The sequence below is a fragment of the Sphingomonas sp. genome (genome assembly GCF_048594985.1).
In the GTDB taxonomy this organism is placed as follows: domain Bacteria; phylum Pseudomonadota; class Alphaproteobacteria; order Sphingomonadales; family Sphingomonadaceae; genus Sphingomonas_I.
On sequence record NZ_JBMDXG010000211.1, the window covers coordinates 1 to 16,548 of the forward strand.

14 protein-coding genes and 1 pseudogene are annotated in these 16,548 nt (G+C 68.4%); 9 read left to right on the forward strand and 6 right to left on the reverse strand.

The genetic code is table 11. The features are described from left to right. Window positions 1–1,272, reverse strand: a 1,272-nt coding sequence (locus ACOJSF_RS08225) for an AcrB/AcrD/AcrF family protein (RefSeq protein WP_420141731.1), incomplete at its 3' end; no start/stop codon positions are given. Between the two features lie 79 nt (window positions 1,273–1,351). On the opposite strand from ACOJSF_RS08225, the gene ACOJSF_RS08230 reads away from it, so the two are divergent. From ACOJSF_RS08230 to ACOJSF_RS08240, 3 genes are read left to right on the forward strand one after another with little or no spacing between them, the layout of a single operon-like run. Continuing rightward, window positions 1,352–1,735 (forward strand): GtrA family protein, encoded by a 384-nt coding sequence (locus tag ACOJSF_RS08230; RefSeq protein WP_420141732.1) that lies wholly within the window; start codon window positions 1,352–1,354, stop codon window positions 1,733–1,735. 41 nt (window positions 1,736–1,776) lie between these two features. Beyond that, window positions 1,777–2,751, forward strand: a complete 975-nt coding sequence (locus ACOJSF_RS08235; RefSeq protein WP_420141733.1) for a glycosyltransferase family 2 protein — start codon at window positions 1,777–1,779, stop codon at window positions 2,749–2,751. Beyond that, window positions 2,751–3,497 (forward strand): class I SAM-dependent methyltransferase, encoded by a 747-nt coding sequence (locus ACOJSF_RS08240; protein WP_420141734.1) that lies wholly within the window; start codon window positions 2,751–2,753, stop codon window positions 3,495–3,497. The genes ACOJSF_RS08235 and ACOJSF_RS08240 overlap by 1 nt, the downstream gene beginning before the upstream one ends. Here ACOJSF_RS08240 and ACOJSF_RS08245 read toward each other — a convergent pair. Then, a complete protein-coding gene (locus tag ACOJSF_RS08245; protein WP_420141735.1) occupies window positions 3,413–5,020 on the reverse strand; it encodes a hypothetical protein in 1,608 nt (535 codons plus the stop codon). The genes ACOJSF_RS08240 and ACOJSF_RS08245 overlap by 85 nt on opposite strands. A 169-nt stretch (window positions 5,021–5,189) precedes the next feature. On the opposite strand from ACOJSF_RS08245, the gene ACOJSF_RS08250 reads away from it, so the two are divergent. Next, window positions 5,190–8,846, forward strand: a complete 3,657-nt coding sequence (locus ACOJSF_RS08250) for a tetratricopeptide repeat protein (RefSeq protein WP_420141736.1) — start codon at window positions 5,190–5,192, stop codon at window positions 8,844–8,846. A gap of 79 nt (window positions 8,847–8,925) precedes the next feature. Next, complete coding sequence (locus ACOJSF_RS08255) at window positions 8,926–10,479, forward strand: glycosyltransferase family 39 protein (protein WP_420141737.1); 1,554 nt, start codon at window positions 8,926–8,928, stop codon at window positions 10,477–10,479. Here ACOJSF_RS08255 and ACOJSF_RS08260 read toward each other — a convergent pair. Together ACOJSF_RS08260 and ACOJSF_RS08265 are read right to left on the reverse strand one after the other, a co-directional pair. Continuing rightward, entirely contained in the window at window positions 10,442–11,785 is a 1,344-nt protein-coding gene (locus ACOJSF_RS08260) for a cystathionine gamma-synthase family protein (RefSeq protein ID WP_420141738.1), read from the reverse strand. The genes ACOJSF_RS08255 and ACOJSF_RS08260 overlap by 38 nt on opposite strands. A gap of 140 nt (window positions 11,786–11,925) precedes the next feature. Next, window positions 11,926–12,195 (reverse strand): DUF3297 family protein, encoded by a 270-nt coding sequence (locus ACOJSF_RS08265; RefSeq protein ID WP_420141739.1) that lies wholly within the window; start codon window positions 12,193–12,195, stop codon window positions 11,926–11,928. Between the two features lie 117 nt (window positions 12,196–12,312). Here ACOJSF_RS08265 and ACOJSF_RS08270 point away from each other — a divergent pair, with 117 nt between their 5' ends. After that, window positions 12,313–12,774: a DUF417 family protein gene (locus tag ACOJSF_RS08270; protein ID WP_420141740.1), complete on the forward strand. Its 462-nt coding sequence runs from the start codon at window positions 12,313–12,315 to the stop codon at window positions 12,772–12,774. 172 nt (window positions 12,775–12,946) lie between these two features. On the opposite strand, the gene ACOJSF_RS08275 is transcribed toward ACOJSF_RS08270, so the two are convergent. After that, complete coding sequence (locus ACOJSF_RS08275) at window positions 12,947–13,726, reverse strand: class I SAM-dependent methyltransferase (RefSeq protein WP_420141741.1); 780 nt, start codon at window positions 13,724–13,726, stop codon at window positions 12,947–12,949. Window positions 13,727–13,808: 82 nt separating this feature from the next. Between ACOJSF_RS08275 and ACOJSF_RS08280 the strand changes: the two genes are divergently transcribed. Next, window positions 13,809–14,261 carry an Rrf2 family transcriptional regulator gene (locus ACOJSF_RS08280; RefSeq protein WP_420141742.1) on the forward strand — a complete coding sequence of 151 codons (453 nt, stop codon included), beginning with the start codon at window positions 13,809–13,811 and terminating at the stop codon, window positions 14,259–14,261. Window positions 14,262–14,388: 127 nt separating this feature from the next. Here ACOJSF_RS08280 and ACOJSF_RS08285 read toward each other — a convergent pair whose 3' ends face one another. Beyond that, a complete protein-coding gene (locus ACOJSF_RS08285; protein ID WP_420141743.1) occupies window positions 14,389–15,714 on the reverse strand; it encodes a dihydroorotase in 1,326 nt (441 codons plus the stop codon). 196 nt (window positions 15,715–15,910) lie between these two features. Here ACOJSF_RS08285 and ACOJSF_RS08290 point away from each other — a divergent pair, with 196 nt between their 5' ends. Both ACOJSF_RS08290 and ACOJSF_RS08295 read left to right on the forward strand, forming a co-directional pair. Further along, window positions 15,911–16,210, forward strand: a complete 300-nt coding sequence (locus ACOJSF_RS08290) for a hypothetical protein (RefSeq protein ID WP_420141744.1) — start codon at window positions 15,911–15,913, stop codon at window positions 16,208–16,210. Window positions 16,211–16,239: 29 nt separating this feature from the next. Then, a pseudogene (locus ACOJSF_RS08295) lies at window positions 16,240–16,548 on the forward strand (folate-binding protein); the annotation flags it as partial.

The following is a 16,548-nucleotide window of genomic DNA, read 5'->3' on the forward strand; positions in this document are numbered from 1 at the left end:
CAGCACGCGCACCGCGAGGTTCCGATGATCGGTTGTCCAGCGCATCAGCGGCCAGCCGAGCGCGGTAGCGCCGATCACTCCCAGCAATTGCGACCCCGGCCCCGCGCGCGTCTGCCATGCCAGCAGCAGGGCGGAGAAGAGCGAGAGCAGGGCGACCAGCAGCCACGGGATCGCGCGCTCGGTCCCGCGCGCGCGCCACAGCGCCCACCCCGCGCCGGCCAGCCCGATCAGCGACAGCGTGACCGTGGGAAAGACCACGCGCCAGCCATGCTTGTAGAGCGGCTTGGCCTCGCGAATGTGGCTGAACCACAATTTCTGAAGCTCGGGCGAGATATGCTCGGGCCGGCCCAGGCATTGCGGCCAGGCGAGCGCGTAGAAGCCGCAGATCAGGACGCCCGCGCCCAAGGCGAGCGCGATGCGGACCCCCTGCCGCCCGGCGCGCAGGCTGCCGAGCAGGACCAGGATGGCGCCGGCGAGCAGCAGCGTCGACAGATAGACGGGGGTCAGCGCGTCGCACAGCGGCTGCGCATTGTCGAACGACCCGAATACCGAATAGCCGAACGCCGCACCCCCGGCGAGCGCGAGCCCATAGCCCTTGAGCCGCCCGTTCTGGCGCGCGTCGAGCACCCACCACAGGCCGTGCAGCGCGCCCGCCACCGCGAGGTAGGGCAGCAGTTCGAGCCCGATCGTCAGCGACAGCGCGGTGGCGAGCCCGGCGGTCACCCCGCCGCGCACCGCGCGCGCATCGGCCATGCCCGCCACCGCGATCATCAGCGTGGCGAGCTGCCAGCCATGATGGTCGATACGGAGCGGCATGAACATGCCCATCGTCATCGGCGCGCAGAGCAGGATCGCGGGCGCGAGCAGGAATGCCCAGGGGTGCACCAGCCGCCGCACCGCGAGCATCGCCGCATACAGCGCCGCGCCGAACGCCAGCACCGGCGCGATCGCGCACGCCCAGCGCGCCGCCTCGACCGCGCCGACGAACGGGCGCAGCAACAGGATCAGCCCCGCGATCGGCAGGTCGACCACGCGCGACCAGTGGATCGAGATGCCGCGCGGCGGATCGAGCCGGTATTGGCGCAGGTCGTACCAGCCCTGCCCCTCGAGCAGGGCGCGCACCTGCGCGAAGCGCATATTGTCGTCGGTGTCGTTGAGCGCGAACCAGTGGATGCCGTTCCACCGATACCAGATCAAATAGACCGCCGCCGCCGCCCAGAAGAGCAGGAACCAGCGCCGCCAATATCGCTCGTCGCTTATCCAGCCGATCACCGCTCTTCCCTCGTCAGGCTCCGCGCTCTAGGCGGCGGCGGCGAAAGAGCAAGGGCGAGGACGAGCAGGCGGGATGGTGATGCAGCGCGAGACGTTCTGGCAGCTCGTCCGCTATGGCGTGAACGGCGGGCTGGTGACCGGGCTCTACGCGCTCGTCTATCTCACCTTCGATCGCGGGCTGGCGACGCATCCGCAGCTCGCCAATCTCGCGGGCTATCTGGTCGCGGTGGGGGCGGGTTATCTGCTCCATAGCACGATCACCTTCCGCGATCATGGGGCTCGCGACCGGCTGACGCAGCTCCGCTTCGTCGCCGCGTCGCTGCTGAGCTACGCGGTCAACATCTTCTGGACCTGGGCCTGTACCGAGGCGCTCGGCTGGCCCAGCTGGACGCCGGTCTTGCCGATCGCCACGCTGACGCCGATCCTGCTCTTCGCCGTCAACCGCTGGTGGGTGTTCCGCTGATGCTTGCCTCGATAACCCCGATCGCGCCACAACCGTCCGCAATGACCGCGTCGGATCGTCCGCTGATCTCGCTGATCGTCCCCGTGAAGGACGAGGAGGAGGCGATCGCCGCCTTCGTGGCGCGGGTCACGGGCGTGCTCGACGGCTTGCGCGATGTCGACGGCACGCCCGTCGGCTGGGAAATCCTGTTCGTGGACGACGGCAGCAGCGACGCGACGCTCGCCGCGATCCACGCCGCGCATGCGCGCGATCCACGCATCGTCGGCATCTCGCTGTCGCGCAATTTCGGCAAGGAGGCGGCGCTGTCCGCCGGGCTCGACAACGTCCGCGGGCGCACCGTCATCCCGATCGACGTCGACATGCAGGATCCGCCCGAGGTGATCGGCGCGATGCTCGACCAATGGCGTCAGGGGTTCGAGGTCGTCTACGGCGTGCGCCGCAACCGCAGCACCGATTCGCTGCCCAAGCGGCTGACCGCCGACCTCTATTACCGCGCGCACAATTATCTTTCGGAGGACAAGATCCCCGAACATGCCGGCGACTTCCGCCTGCTCGACCGGCGCGTGGTCGAGGTGATCCGCGCGATGCCCGAACGCAACCGCTTCATGAAGGGGCTGTTCGCGTGGGGCGGCTTCCGTCAGACGGCGGTCGAATATGACCGCGCCGAACGCACGATCGGCGGGACCAAGTTCAACTATCTGAAGCTGTGGAAGCTCGCGATCGACGGGCTCACCTCGGCCTCGACGGCACCCTTGCGCATCTGGTCCTATATCGGCTTCGGGATCGCGGCGATCGCGCTGATCTACGCCTTCCTGCTGATCGCGCGGACGATCCTCTACGGGGTCGACGTGGCGGGCTATGCGTCGATGATGGTCGCGGTGCTGTTCCTCGGCGGGGTGCAATTGCTCTCGCTCGGCATCCTCGGCGAATATGTCGGCCGCATCCTGATCGAGGCGAAGGGCCGGCCGATCTACGTCATCCGCGAGCGGATCGGCGATCCGGGCGAGCGCGACTGATGGAGCGCCACGTCTATGATCGCATGGCCGAGATCGATCGCGACCATTGGTGGTTCGTCGGCCGCCGCCGCATCCTGACCGCGTTGATCGCCAAATTCCGGCCGAAGCCGACGCCGCTGCGCATCCTCGAAATCGGCTGCGGCACCGGATCGAACATCGCGATGCTCCAGCAATTCGGCGAGGTCGACGCGGTCGAGCCCGACGATCATGCCCGCGCCTTCGCCGCGCAGCGCACCGGCCTTGCGATCAAGGGCGGCTACCTGCCCGACGTGCCGCTGGAGGACGGACATTACGACCTGATCGTGCTGCTCGACGTGCTGGAACATATCCCCGACGACAAAGCGGCGCTGGCCGCGCTGCGGCCGAAGCTCGCGCCGGGCGGGCGGCTGCTGCTCGCGGTGCCGGCCATGCCGTCGCTGTGGAGCGGGCACGACGTCGCGCACCATCACCAGCGCCGCTACACCCGCGCCACGCTCGATGCGGTCACGGCGGCGGCGGGCTATCGCGTGATCCACCGCACCGCGTTCAACACATTGCTCCTGCCCGCGATCGTCGGGGTGCGCCTGCTCAACAAGCTGCTGCGGCGCGAGGGCGGGGACGAGGATGCGGTGCCGCCCGCGCCGCTCAACCGGCTGTTGGCGCGACTGTTCGGGGCGGAGGCTCACGCGGCGGTGCGCGGGCTCCTGCCGGTCGGGGTCTCGCTCGGCTTCGTCGCCGAGCCGGCGGGCTCGCGCACCACGCGGTAGAGGATGCCGCGCTCGCCGCCGGTCCAGACCGGCTCGAGCCCCGGAAAGCTGTTCCAGCGGCGCTTCGGCCAGTCGATGATCCACGCATAGTCGAAGGCGTGGCGCGGAAGCTGGTTCAGCCCGTCGGGGTAGCGCTTGGCGCGCGCCTGGCGGCAATAAGGCGGGCGCAGGATCTCGGTCGGATCCTCGGCATAGCCCTTGGCGGGCGCATATTTGATCCGCACGAGCTGCGCGCCCGGATCGGTCCACTGGCCGTTGGCGAACGCCCCGCGCCGCACGATCGCCATCGCGCCGAGATGGTCCATCCGGCTCGTCACCCAATAAGCGGTGCAGCGCAGCGACACCTGCACGAAGACGCGGCTGCCCGGTTCGACATGGTCGAGTGCTTCGAGCTGGCGTTCGTTGGCGACGCTCTGGCGATGGAAATTGTCGCCGATCAGCCAGATCCGCCCGGCGAAGAACAGGGTGGCCGCCGCCGCGAGGATCGCCGCCTCGCGCCGTGATGCGCTCTTGGGCGCCAGCGCGACCACCGCCACCAGGAACAGGTAGGGCGCGAGCCGCATGTCGGCATAAGCCGATCCGAACAACAGCCGGGGCAGCAGGACGTAAGCGAGGATCAGCAGGATGGTCGCGATCCCGACCGTCCGGTTCATCCGCAGCCACACCCCCGCCGCGCCGAACACGGTGAGCGCGAACAGCAGGCACACGCTGGCGATGTCGACATCCATCCACGTGTTGCGCAGCGCCGACAGCAGATAGACCCACTTGGCATGCCACGCGAAGAAATCGGCATTGGCCCCGCGCACGTCGCCCGTCCGCCACAGCACCATCAGCAGGATCGGCGGCGCGAGCGCAAGGCAGCGCAGCCCCCCGTTCCACACGCTGCGCAACAGCCCGTCGCCCCCGTCGCGCGCGCGCACCGCCTCCGCCGCGAAGGCGAACAGGCACAACACGGCCCAGCCGAAGATATGCGCGGTGGTGAGGATCAGACCGATCGCCACGAAGAGCGCCGCGCGCAGCCGGAAGCGCCCCTGCCGCCCCAGCCGCAGCCACAGCGCGAAGGCGTTGAGCGCCAGCGCCATCGACAGCAGGTAGTTCACGAACCCCCACAGGAAGGGGAAGCTGTAGGTCAGCGGCAGCGCGAACAAGGCGGTCGGCGGCACGCGCCCGTGCGCCTCGTGCGCGATCCACAGGATGCCGGTTGCGGTCAGCGCGACGATCCCGATCACGATCAGCTTCACGGCACCTTCCAGCCCGAACAGAGGTTCGAGCGGGATGACGAGCAAGTCGACGCCCAGATTGGCGATGAACCCCCAGTGGAAGCTGAAATAATCGCGCCGCAGCGGATCGTCGGGCCCCGCGAGCATGATGCGATAGCGGCCCATATGTTCGGGCAGGTCGATCAGCGGCGGCACCGTGGTCAGCGCCACCGGCACGATCGACAGCAGCACGAGCAGCGCCAGGAACCAGGGTCTGTTCCACCATCCTGCGGGCGGTTCGGTGGCGGGCAGGGCGCGGAACATTCGGCGCCCCTTTACGGCCACCGCCGCAGGCGCGACAAGGGGGCGCGGTTGCGCCGCCGGCGGGGGGCGGGTTCATCCGCCCGCGTGCCAGCCGGATGTGCCCTCGTCGGCATATGGCGTTCTTTCCGGGTCTCGCTATAGTCGCTTCGGCCAGGGGGCTTGGGACTACATGAGAGGTTTTTTTGCCGCGCTCGTCGTCACGAGTGCGCTTACGGGGGCCGCTTATGCTGCGGACCAGCCGGTGATCGGCCCGGCGCCGGCGTGGGTGAGGCCCGCTGCCCCGCTTCCGCCCTCGAATAGTGTCGGTGACGCGCCGGTACGCATCCTGCTGTCCGATCAGCAGGTGGCGCTGGAGGCCGGGCGTCAGACCGTCTATTCCGAAACTGCGGTCAAGATTCAGACCCCTCAGGGCCTGGCGGCCGGCAACATCTCGCTGCCCTGGCGGCCCGAGGTCGATGTCCTAACGGTGCACAAGGTCCTGATCCGGCGCGGCGACGACGTGATCGACGTCCTCAAATCGGGCCAGACCTTCACGGTCGTGCGGCGTGAGCAGAATCTCGAAAGCGCGATGCTCGACGGCGTCCTCACAGCCAATATGCAACCCGAGGGCCTGCAGGTCGGCGACACGCTCGAATTCGCCATGTCGATGGCGTCGAGCGACCCGACGCTCAACGGCCATGTTGAGCTGTTCACCGCCGGCTGGAACGGACTTCCGATCGCCCGGGCGCACCTCCGCATACAGTGGCCGAACAGTCTGCCACTGCGCTTCCGCCAGATGGGCCTCCTGCCGCCGTTGAAACCGGTGAAGGCGGGCGGCATGTCCTCCGTCGAACTCGCGCTCGATAATGTCGAACCGATCGTCCCGCCGAAGGGCGCGCCGCTCCGTTACGCGATTGGCCGGCTGGTCGAGGTTACGGGTTTCGCATCGTGGTCCGATCTCGGCGCGCTGATGGCGCCACTCTACGACAAGGCGGCCGTCATTCCGGCGCAGGGCCCGCTGCGGTCCGAACTGGATCGCATCCGGGCGCTGTCCCCTGATCCGAAAATCCGGGTGGAGGCGGCGCTCGCGCTCGTTCAGGACAGGGTGCGCTATGTCGCGCTCGCGATGGGGGCGGGCGGCTATGTCCCCGCCAACGCGGAAACGACATGGGCGCGCCGCTTCGGCGACTGCAAGGGCAAGACCGCCCTGCTCCTTGCGCTGCTGCGCGAATTGGAAATCGACGCGGAGCCAGTCGCGGTCAACACGATCACCGGCGACGGCACGGATGTACGCCTGCCGATGGTGGGGCTGTTCAATCATGTGCTGGTGCGGGCGTCGGTCGGTGGACGCAGCTACTGGCTCGACGGGACCAGAACCGGTGACACCAGCCTCGACCGGCTGATCACGCCGAATGTCGGGTGGGGCCTCCCGCTCGTCGCAAACGGCGCAGCGCTCGTTCGAATGGTGCCCGAACCGCTGGACCGGCCGGCGCAGGATGTCTCGATCCGAATCGACGCGAGCGGCGGCATCAGCGCTCCCGCGCCCGTCAGGATCGAGACGATCCTGCGCGGAGACGATGCCATCGGAACCAACATGGCGCTGGCGAACGTCGTCGGGGAGGCTCGCGACCGCGCGCTTCGCGACTATTGGAAGGGGCAGTACGATTTCATCGAGGTGAAGACGGCGAGCGCCAGTTTCGATCCGAAGACGGGCGAGGAACGGCTGACGATGGACGGGATTGCCAGGATGGACTGGTCGGGCGACTCGTACACGACCGACGGCACGAGCATCGGCTATCGCGCAGATTTCAGCCGTGATCCGGGGCCCGACCGCGACGCCCCGTTCGCCACCCCCTACCCCCTCTACAATCGCACGACCGAGACCATCCTGCTTCCTAAGGGACGCTGCGATTTCAGGCTCGGGCCCGGGATCGAGGTCGACCAGACCATAGCGGGGATCGCGTATCGCCGCCACGCCGCGATCAAGGATGGCGTCTTCACGATCGAAAAGACCGAACGCAGCGTCGCGCCCGAATTCCCTGCCAGCGACGCGGCCGAAGCGCAAACCGCGCTGCGCGCGTTGGCCGATCGCCCGGCACGGTTGCGGAAACCCGTCAATTACGAGGCGTCGGAGAAGGAGATCGCTGCCGCCCGCGCCACCACACCGACGACCGCGACCGAATATGGCCGCCGCGCGGCGCTATTTATTGGTCAGGGGATGCGGAAGGAGGCTCTGGCCGATTACAGCAAGGCGATCGAACTCGATCCGACCGACGTCTGGGCATGGTCGAACCGTAGTATCACCCGGATCGACGATGGCGATCTGACCGGCGCGCGCGCCGATCTGGCAAAGGCCGAAACGCTCGATCCGGCCTATGTGCAGGTCTTCATCGCGCAGGGCATGCTGGCGGATGTCGAGCATCGCCCGAAGGCCGCGATCGATGCCTACACCAAGGCTATCGAACTCGAACCTGACAACAACTATGCGCTCAGGCGGCGAGCAGAAGCCCACGCTGCACTGGGAGATCGCCAGCATGAGGCTGCGGACAGGCTTGCCCTGGCGAATGTTATGGTAACTGCGGATCCCCAAAGCTCTTGGGCTTACGCCAACCGGGGCAATGTCATGCTGTACTTCGGGCGGTATGACGATGCGATCAAGGATTTCGACAAGGCCCTCGCGCTTGATCCCAAGAACTCCGCCGCGTTGGCCGATCGAGCAATGACTTGGGTTTGGAAGGGAGACTTGGACGCCGCGTCAAAAGATTTGGACGCCGCTTTTGGGTCAGACCCGAAGAGCGCATCCGCTTTTCGCACACGCGGCCTAGTGGCGCAGCGAAAGGGTGCGTGGGACGAGGCTATCGCAGCCTACACATCTTCCTTGGATATCGATCCCAATAGCGATTTTGCGCTCGCCCACCGTGCGGATGCGTTTCGCGCGATGGGTGATGACGATGCCGCGCTTAGCGACGCCGCGGCGGCCATCAAACTGAATCCTCGAAGGATGGAGCTTTATCTGCTCCGTGCCAACATTCTGCGAGGCCGAGGTAAGAATGAGGCGTCTCTTGCCGAGGCGACTGCAGTGACCGCCGCCAATCCCCACCAGAATTACGCCTATGTCGTGGCCGGCAACCTCTACAGCGCTTTCGGCCGGAAAGCCGAAGCGATGCAGGCCTATGACCGGGCGATCGCGCTTAAGCCAGAGGCGTATATCTACCTCAACCGCGGCTCGAACCGGCCAAGGTTGGATCTGGAGGGGCGCCGCGCGGACCTCGACGCCGCGCTGAAGCTGGACCCGGATTTTGTCGAGGCGATCACGGAAAAAGCCGCGTTGCAGGCGGAAACCGGCGACATGGCCGGTGCTGTCGCGAGCTATTCCGCCGCTCTGGGAAAGTCTCCGGACGCAATCGGCCTGCTGGTCGGACGAGGGATCGCCTATGCGCGCATGGGCGACATGGCACGGGCCGATGCCGACTTTCGACTAGCGAGCGGCAAAGCGTCGGAGGCGGTGGCCTTCAACAATATGTGCTGGGACAAGGCGACCGCCGGCGTCGCGCTTGAATCGGCGCTTGCGGATTGCGAGACCGCGCTCGCGAAGGCGCCTGATGCGGCCGACTTTCTCGACAGTCGCGGTCTGGTGTTGCTCCGGCTGGGACGGCTGGATGACGCCATCGCCGACTATGATCGCGCGCTCATGAAGTACCCCAACATGCCAACCTCGCTGCTCGGCCGCGCAGTCGCCTGGGCGCGTAAGGGCGATCATGCGAAGTCCGCGAGCGACGCCGCCTCCGCGCTGAGGATCGACCCGGAGATCCGATCGAAATTCGAACGATATGGCCTGACGCTGTGATCGATCTGATGCGATCGGCACGGTAATACGCCGCCGGCAGTCCTGACTTGATCCTGGCTCACGGCAATCCTGCGCGGTGATGCGCGACCGCCGCCTGTTCTGGCTCGTCGCCGCCCTGTTGTTCGCGGGCGGGTTCGCGCTCCGTGTCTGGGGCATCGCGGCCGAACCATTGTGGCTGGACGAGGCGTATAGCGCCTACGCCGCGAGCAGAGGCTTCGCCTTTCTGTGGCAGGTGGTGCCCCGCTACGAAACGCACCCGCCTTTCTATTACGCGCTGCTGCGGCTCTGGACGCTGGCGTTCGGCGACGGGCTGATCGCGCTCCGGTCGCTGGGGTTGGCGTGCGGGATCGCGACCTTGGCCGTGACCGCATGGGCCGCGGGCGAGCTCGGCCAGCTGTGCGGGTGGGATGCCGACCGCCGCCGCCGGCTGGCGCTCGCCGCGTTCGGGCTCGCCTGCCTCTCGCCTTCGCTCGTCGAAATGGCGCGGCAGGTGCGGCCCTATCCGGTGATGATCCTGGCCTATGCGGCGGCGATCGCCTGTTTGCTGCGCGTGGCGCGCGGGGCGCGGGCGGGGCGGCCGCTCGGCGGCCGCTGGTTCGCGGCTTATTGCCTGCCGCTGGCGGCCTTGTTGTGGCTGCACAATCTCGGACCGTTCTACGCCGCCGCGCTCGTGCTGGCGCTCGGTTGCGTGCTGTGGGGGACGCGGCTGACCGCGCGCGACACCCTTTGGCTCGTCGCGGGACATGCTCTGGTCGCGCTGGCATGGTCGCCCGCGCTCGCGATCCTCGCCGGTCAGGCGCCCACCTGGATCGGATCGACCTGGCTGCGCTTCTCGGCCGACCGGCTGTTCCTCGCGCGGCTGGCCAGCCTGTACGCGCTGCCCGGCTGGCCCATATTTGTCGCAATCGCACTCGCGGGGATCGGGATCGCGCGGCTGTGGCGTGCGCCGGGCGGACGCGGCGCGGGCGCGATGCTGCTGCTGCTCGCGCTGCTGCCCGTGCTGCTGGCGGTCGCGACATCCTTGCTGGTCGCGCCGGTCTTCCTCACGCGCACGCTTCGCCCGGTCGCGGTGCCCGCCATCCTGCTGATCGCGGCGGGCGTGGCGGGCGGAGACCGCCGGCGGTGGTGGACGGCCGCGATGGCGGTCCTGCTAGGGGCCGCGCTGGCATGGGCGGGGGTCGAGGCGCGGCGCGGGCCGCCGATGCAGGACTGGGTCCGCACCGTCGCCTGGCTGCGCCGCCATGCCGCGCCAACCGACATCATCCTGGCCTATCCGAACGAGGGTGCGCTGCCGCTCGCCTTCGCGCTGCGCGACGCGCGCCTCGCCTTGTCCGTCAGGCCGGTCCCCGCCCCGGTGCCGAGCCTCGATGTGGTGCAGGGCGACTATCCCAACGGCACGCGCGGCGTCCCCCGTCTCGCGCCCGTCCGGCTGCGCGCGATCGCCGCCGATCCGGCGCTGGCGCGCGTACGGACTTTGTGGCTGCTGCGGCTGGCCGGCTGGACCTACGATCCCGGCGACGTCTTCCTCACCGCGCTGCGCCGGGGGCGCGTCGTCGTGCGGACGTGGCGCTCGGGCCCGATCGAGATCGTCGGGCTTAGATCGCGGCCAGCGCCTGTTCGAAATCGGCGATGAGGTCGTCGGCATTCTCGACCCCGATCGAGATGCGGACGAGGTTGTCGCCGATCCCCAGCGCCTGCTTGCGCGCCGGCGGCACCGACAGGTGCGTCATCGCCGCCGGATGGCTGGCGAGCGTCTCGGTCCCGCCCAGGCTCACCGCCAGTTTCGCGATCTTCAGCGCGTCGAGGAAGCGGAACGACTCCGCCTCGCCGCCCTTCAGATAGAGCGAGAAGGTCGATCCCGCGCCGCTGCAATGGCGACGATAAATGTCGCCCTGCCGCGACCCCTCTTCTAGGAACCCCAGATAGCCGACGCGTTCGACCTTCGGATGGTCGCGGAGGTACGCGCAGACCTTGGCCGCATTCTCGCCCGCGCGGCTCATCCGCAGTTCCAGCGTTTCAAGGCTGCGCAACAGCATCCACGCCGAATGCGGATCGAGGATCGTGCCGATCGTGTTGCGCATCGCGCGCACCGGATCGATCGCCGCCTTCGATCCGACCGCGCCGCCCGCGACCAGATCGCTATGCCCGCCGGCATATTTGGTGAGGCTGTAGAGCACGATGTCCGCGCCGTGCCGCAGCGGCTGTTGCCACAACGGCCCGAGGAAGGTGTTGTCGATCACGATCAGCGGGCGTTCGCCTTCGCCGAAGCGCGCGTCGCGCGCGGCGGCGACCGCCTCGACATCGACCAGCGCATTGGTCGGGTTGGCCGGGCTTTCCAGATAGATCAAAGGTACGCGCCCGCTGCCCGCCGCCTTGGCCAGCACGGCGTCGATCTCCTCGCGCGTGGCGCCGGCCGGAAAGTCGAGCCAGTGGATCCCGAACCGGCCGAGGATCTTGCCGATCAATGTCTCGGTCGCGGCATAAAGCGGCGCGGAATGCACGATCGTGTCGCCCGGCCTGACCAGCGCGAGCAAAACCGTTGCGATCGCCGCCATGCCGGAGGAGAAGGTCAGCGCTTCCTCCGCCCCCTCCCAGATGCCGAGCCGATCCTCGAGGATTTCCTGATTCGGGCCGTTGAAGCGTGAATAGACGAGGCCCTCGGCCCCGCCCGGGCGCGCGCCGGTCACGCCTTCGAAATGGCGCTTGCCGGCGGCCGCGCTCTCGAACACGAAGGTCGAGGTGAGGAAGATCGGCGGCTTGAGCGCGCCTTCGGACAAAGCGGGATCGAAGCCGTGGCCCATCATCAACGTCGCGGGGCTCAACCGCCGGCCGCCGACTTCCAGCGGCTGCTGCTTGGGCCGCCGGCGGGCGCCGGCGCCGGTCAGATCGGCTTCGGTTTCCGCGCCCGGCGTGCCGTCGGGCTGATCGGGATCGGCCATGCGATCAACGGAAGAAGAAGAGATACAGCAGGATCACGACGCCCAGCGGCACGCCCAGGAACCACAGGATGATCGCCTTGCCCATCGTCATTCTCCCGTCGCGCGCCGAAGCGGCGCATCGGGGGCGTAACGGGCGGGCTTTAGGCCTGTTCCCCCTCGGGCGCGCTGTCGCGGAAATAGGGCTCGACCGTGCCGGACAGCTTCATCGTCAGCGGATTGCCCTTGCGATCGCGCGTCTTGGCCATCGCCACGCGGATCCAGCCTTCGCTGACCGAATATTCCTCGACGTTGAACCGCTCGGTCCCGTTGAAGATGATCCCGATCCCGCGCGCGAGCGCCTCTTCCTGGTAATGCGGGCTGCGCGGATCGACCGAGAGGCGGTCGGGGGGCGTGGGGGTCGTATCGCTCATCCGCGCGCCTGTAGCGCCGCTTGTCTGGCCACGCCAGCGCTGGCGCGCGCATCGCCGGGTGTGCCGTAACCAATCGCGGCGTTGCCGCGAAGGATGGGTCAAGGAAGGGGACTCATAATGTCTGTACGCCATATTCCGACGGAGGCAGTGGTCGTCGCTGCGCTGCGCTGGACCATCGTCCTGATCTTTGCGCTTTTCGGCACCGCCAAGTTCGCCGTTTACGAAGCCGCCGGCGTGGCGAAGATCGCGGGCGGCCATCCCTTGTTCGCGTGGATGTACCCGTTGTGGGGCGAACGCGGCGCGAGCAACGTGATCGGGACCATCGAATTGCTGACCGGCGCGGCCATCGCCATCGGCGCCTTTTCCGCCCGGGCGGGCGCCGCGGGCGGCGCGATGGGGGTGGGGATCTTCTGCGTGACGCTCAGCTTCGGCTTTGGCGCGCCGGCCTTCTGGCAGGCAGGCTATGGAGCGCCGTTTCTCGGCTCCACCGGGCAATTCCTGGTGAAGGACAGCGTGCTGCTGGCGGCATGCCTTGCCATCGCGGCGGACGGACTGCGCCGGATGCGCCCCGCGGCCTAGCGGCTGGTCCGGCGTCCGCCGCTCACCCGCACGCCGACTCGTCGAAGCGCGCGGGCCGGGCGATCACGCCGTCCGCCAGCGCGCCGTCGCCGCATGTCCCGGCACGCCCGCGTCGTGCGAAGGCCGCCACTGGATCGGACCAGCCACACCGGTGGCCGTGGCCCGTCGCGCGTTATCGTCGCGCTACCCCGATCATGGCGGTGGACGCGACAGGCAGCCGGGGCCGGCCATCCGCCCGCCGGCCTATTTCGGCGATGATCGTCCGCCGTTGCGCATCGGTCAGGCCGGTCCAGTCCGGGGACGCGCCGAACAGCCCGTCGGCATCGTCGAGCAGCGACATTTCGAGGTCGAAATCGCGCGTCACGCGCTCGATTTGCGGGTCGTGATAGCCGGCGTCGCGCAACGCGCCGGCTAGCCCGCGCTCGGTGCCGAGGAGCGTCATCGAGTCCGGCATGGGTGCGAGTTCGCGTTCCGGAAACAGCGCCTGGATCAAGTTGCCGAGCAGCAGGAAGGGTCCGGCGCCACGACCCTCCCACGCTGCCACGACGCCATATCCGCCGGGGCGCGTGACCCGCGCCATTTCGGCCAGCCCCGCCCGCCAGTCGGGAAACAGGAATACGCCAAACATCGAGAAGACCGCATCGAAGCTGGCGTCGGGCAGGTCGAGCGCCTGCCCATCCATCACGCGCGCCTGGACGTTGGGGACGCGCTTTTCCGTGATGAGGGCGACCATGCCGGGGGAAAAGTCCGTCGCGAGCACGTCTGCCCCCGTGCGTGCTGCAGCCAGCGCAAGCGCCCCGGTGCCCGCAGCGACGTCGAGCACGCGCCATGCGGGCGTTAACGGCACGTGGCTCAAAGCGGCCTCGGCATAACGCGCGGTATAGGGGTGCGCATTCCTTTCATACCGCGCGGCTGCGCTGGTCCAATGGTCTGGATTGTCGAACTCGGACATCAAAACCTCACGATCATGTAACTCGTGAAGTAGCGTGATTTCGATCTCTTGCCAAGCCGGGGCCATCGGCGAAGGGAGCATCATGCGAAACGACGGCCGCCTTTCCCGCATGCTGCACATATTGATCCACATGGCCCGGCATAATGGCCCGATGACGTCGGACACGCTTGCCGGGATGCTGCGCACGAACCCGGTCCTGATCCGCCGGACGATGTCGGGCCTGCGCGACGCCGGTTACGTCAGATCGGAAAAAGGCCATGGCGGGGGATGGGCCATCGCGGCTGATCTGAACGCGGTCACTTTGCTGGATGTCCATCGCGCGGTCGGCGGCTCCCGCTTTTTCGCGGTCGGGATCGAGCGCCCCGAACCCGGCTGCCAGATTGCGGACATCGTCAACGAAGCGGTGGGTGATGCCCTGAATGAGGCGGAGCAGCTCCTGATCAGGCGCCTGGGATCGATTACCCTCGCCACGCTTGTCCAGACTTTCGACGCGCGATGCGGGGGCGGCGTGGATCAGGCGGCAGGGATGTCCTGATCCGCTGCGCGACGTGGGGGCGCGTTTCCGTCACCCCTGTCGATCACCCTATCCGGAACGCGCGCCCGCGCGCCTGGCATCGATGCGGTGACACGAACGCGCTGGCGGGGCGCCTATCGGCGCGTGCTTATCCCCACGCCGCCTCGTTGAAGCGCACCGGCCGGCCGATCGCGCCGTCCGCCAGCCCCCCGTCGCGCATCACGACATTGCCGCGAACGATCGTGCCGACCGGGCGGCCGGTGATCTCCATGCCCGTGAAGGGCGACCAGCCGCAGCGCGAGGCGAGCCAGCTTTCCTCGATCGTCCACTTCGCCTTCATGTCGACCAGGGTGAAGTCGGCGTCATAGCCCGCCGCGATCCGGCCCTTGGCGGTCATCCCGAACACGCGCTGCGGCCCGGCGGAGGTCAGCTCGACCAGCCGCTGGAGGCTCAGCCGTCCGTGCGCGACATGGTCGAGCATCAGCGGCAGCAGGGTCTGCACGCCGGGCATACCGCTGGGGGAGGCGGGATAGGTCTGCGCCTTCTCCTCCTTGGTGTGCGGCGCGTGGTCGGAGCCGAGCACGTCGGGCACGCCCTGGTTGAGCCAGTGCCACAGCCCGTCGCGATGCGCGGCCGAGCGGATCGGCGGGTTCATCTGCGCATAGGTGCCGAGGCGCGGATAGGCGTCCTCCGCCGCCAGCGTCAGGTGCTGGGGCGTCACCTCGCAGGTCGCGATGTCCTTGTTCTGGCCGATCAGCTCCAGCTCGGCCGGGGTGGTGATGTGGAGGATGTGGATCGGCCGCCGCGCCGCGCGCGCGAGGCCCAGGATGCGCCGCGTCGCGATCATCGCGCTTTCGTCGTCGCGCCAGACGGGGTGCGAGGCGGGATCGCCCGTCACCCGCTCGCCCATGCGCGCGTTCATCCGCGCCTCGTCCTCGGCGTGGATCGCCACCCGCCGCCGGCCGGAGGCGAGCACGCGCGCGAGGTTGGCATCCTCCGCCACCAGCAGGTCGCCGGTCGACGACCCCATGAAGATCTTGACCCCCGCCGCCCCCGGCAGCCGCTCCAGCTCGGCCAGCGCCTCGGCATTGGCGTTGGTCGCGCCGACGTAGAAGGCATGGTCGCACCACATCCGGTCACGCGCGCGCGATACCTTGTCGGCCAGCGCCTCGGCCGAATCGGTGTTGGGCTTGGTATTCGGCATCTCGAACACCGTGGTGATTCCGCCCAGCACGGCGGCGCGGCTGCCGCTTTCCAGATCCTCTTTCGCCTCCAGCCCCGGCTCGCGGAAATGGACCTGGCTGTCGACCACGCCCGGCAGCACGGTCAGGCCCGCGCAGTCGATCGTCTCGCCCGCGTCGCCGGTCGCGCCGATCGCGACGATCCTGCCGTCGCGCACGCCGACATGCGTCTCGGCCGGGCCGCCCGGCGTCCAGACGATGCCGTTCTTCAGGAGGAGGTCATAGGTCGCCAAGGAAATCTCCGTTCGTCGCGAAGTCGGAGGACGCGGCCGCCGGACGTGTCTCGACTTCGCTCGGCACGAACGGATGGGGATGGCTGCGGTGCCCTCCCTATCGAAAGCCCGCCGCCTTCACCACCCCGGCATCCCCGCGTCCGGCGGGCCTGGCCAACGCCTTGACGTGCGCGCCCGACGATCGCCAGAAACGGGCATGACGATCCGCGACGCGATGGCCTTCACCCGCGACCCGCTCGGCGCGCGTCTCTATCTGCTGCTGCTGAAGCTCGTCCTGCTGGTCATGCTGATGCGCGAATATGACGGCTATTACGGCATCCCGGTGGTCGCGGTGCTGCTGCTCGGTCAGACCGCCCGGCTGATCGAAATGGCGGTGCGCGATCCCGCTGCGCCTTCGCGGGTAAGCCTGCTTCGGGGTGCGGTCAGCTTCGCGGCGAGCCTGGCCGCCGACGCCGCGCTGGTGCTGGGCGCCGCCGCGATCGCCTTCCGATTGTAGGCGGGCCGCCCTCTCCCTACCTAGCCGCCATGCCCGCCACCATGCTCGCCGACCGTGCCCTGCTCCGCCTGTCGGGCGAGGATGTTCGCGGCTTCCTCCAGGGTCTCGTCACCAATGACGTGAGCGGCGCGCTGCCCGTCTGGGCGGGGCTGCTCACCGCGCAGGGCAAGGCGCTGTTCGACTTCCTTGTCTGGACCAACCGCGACGACGTGCTGATCGATTGCGAGGATGCGCAGGCCGACGCGCTCGCCCGCCGTCTGACGCTCTACCGCCTGCGCCGGAAGATCGAGATCGCGCGCGATCCCGCGCTCGCGGTCCACTGGGCGGCGGAGGGTGGG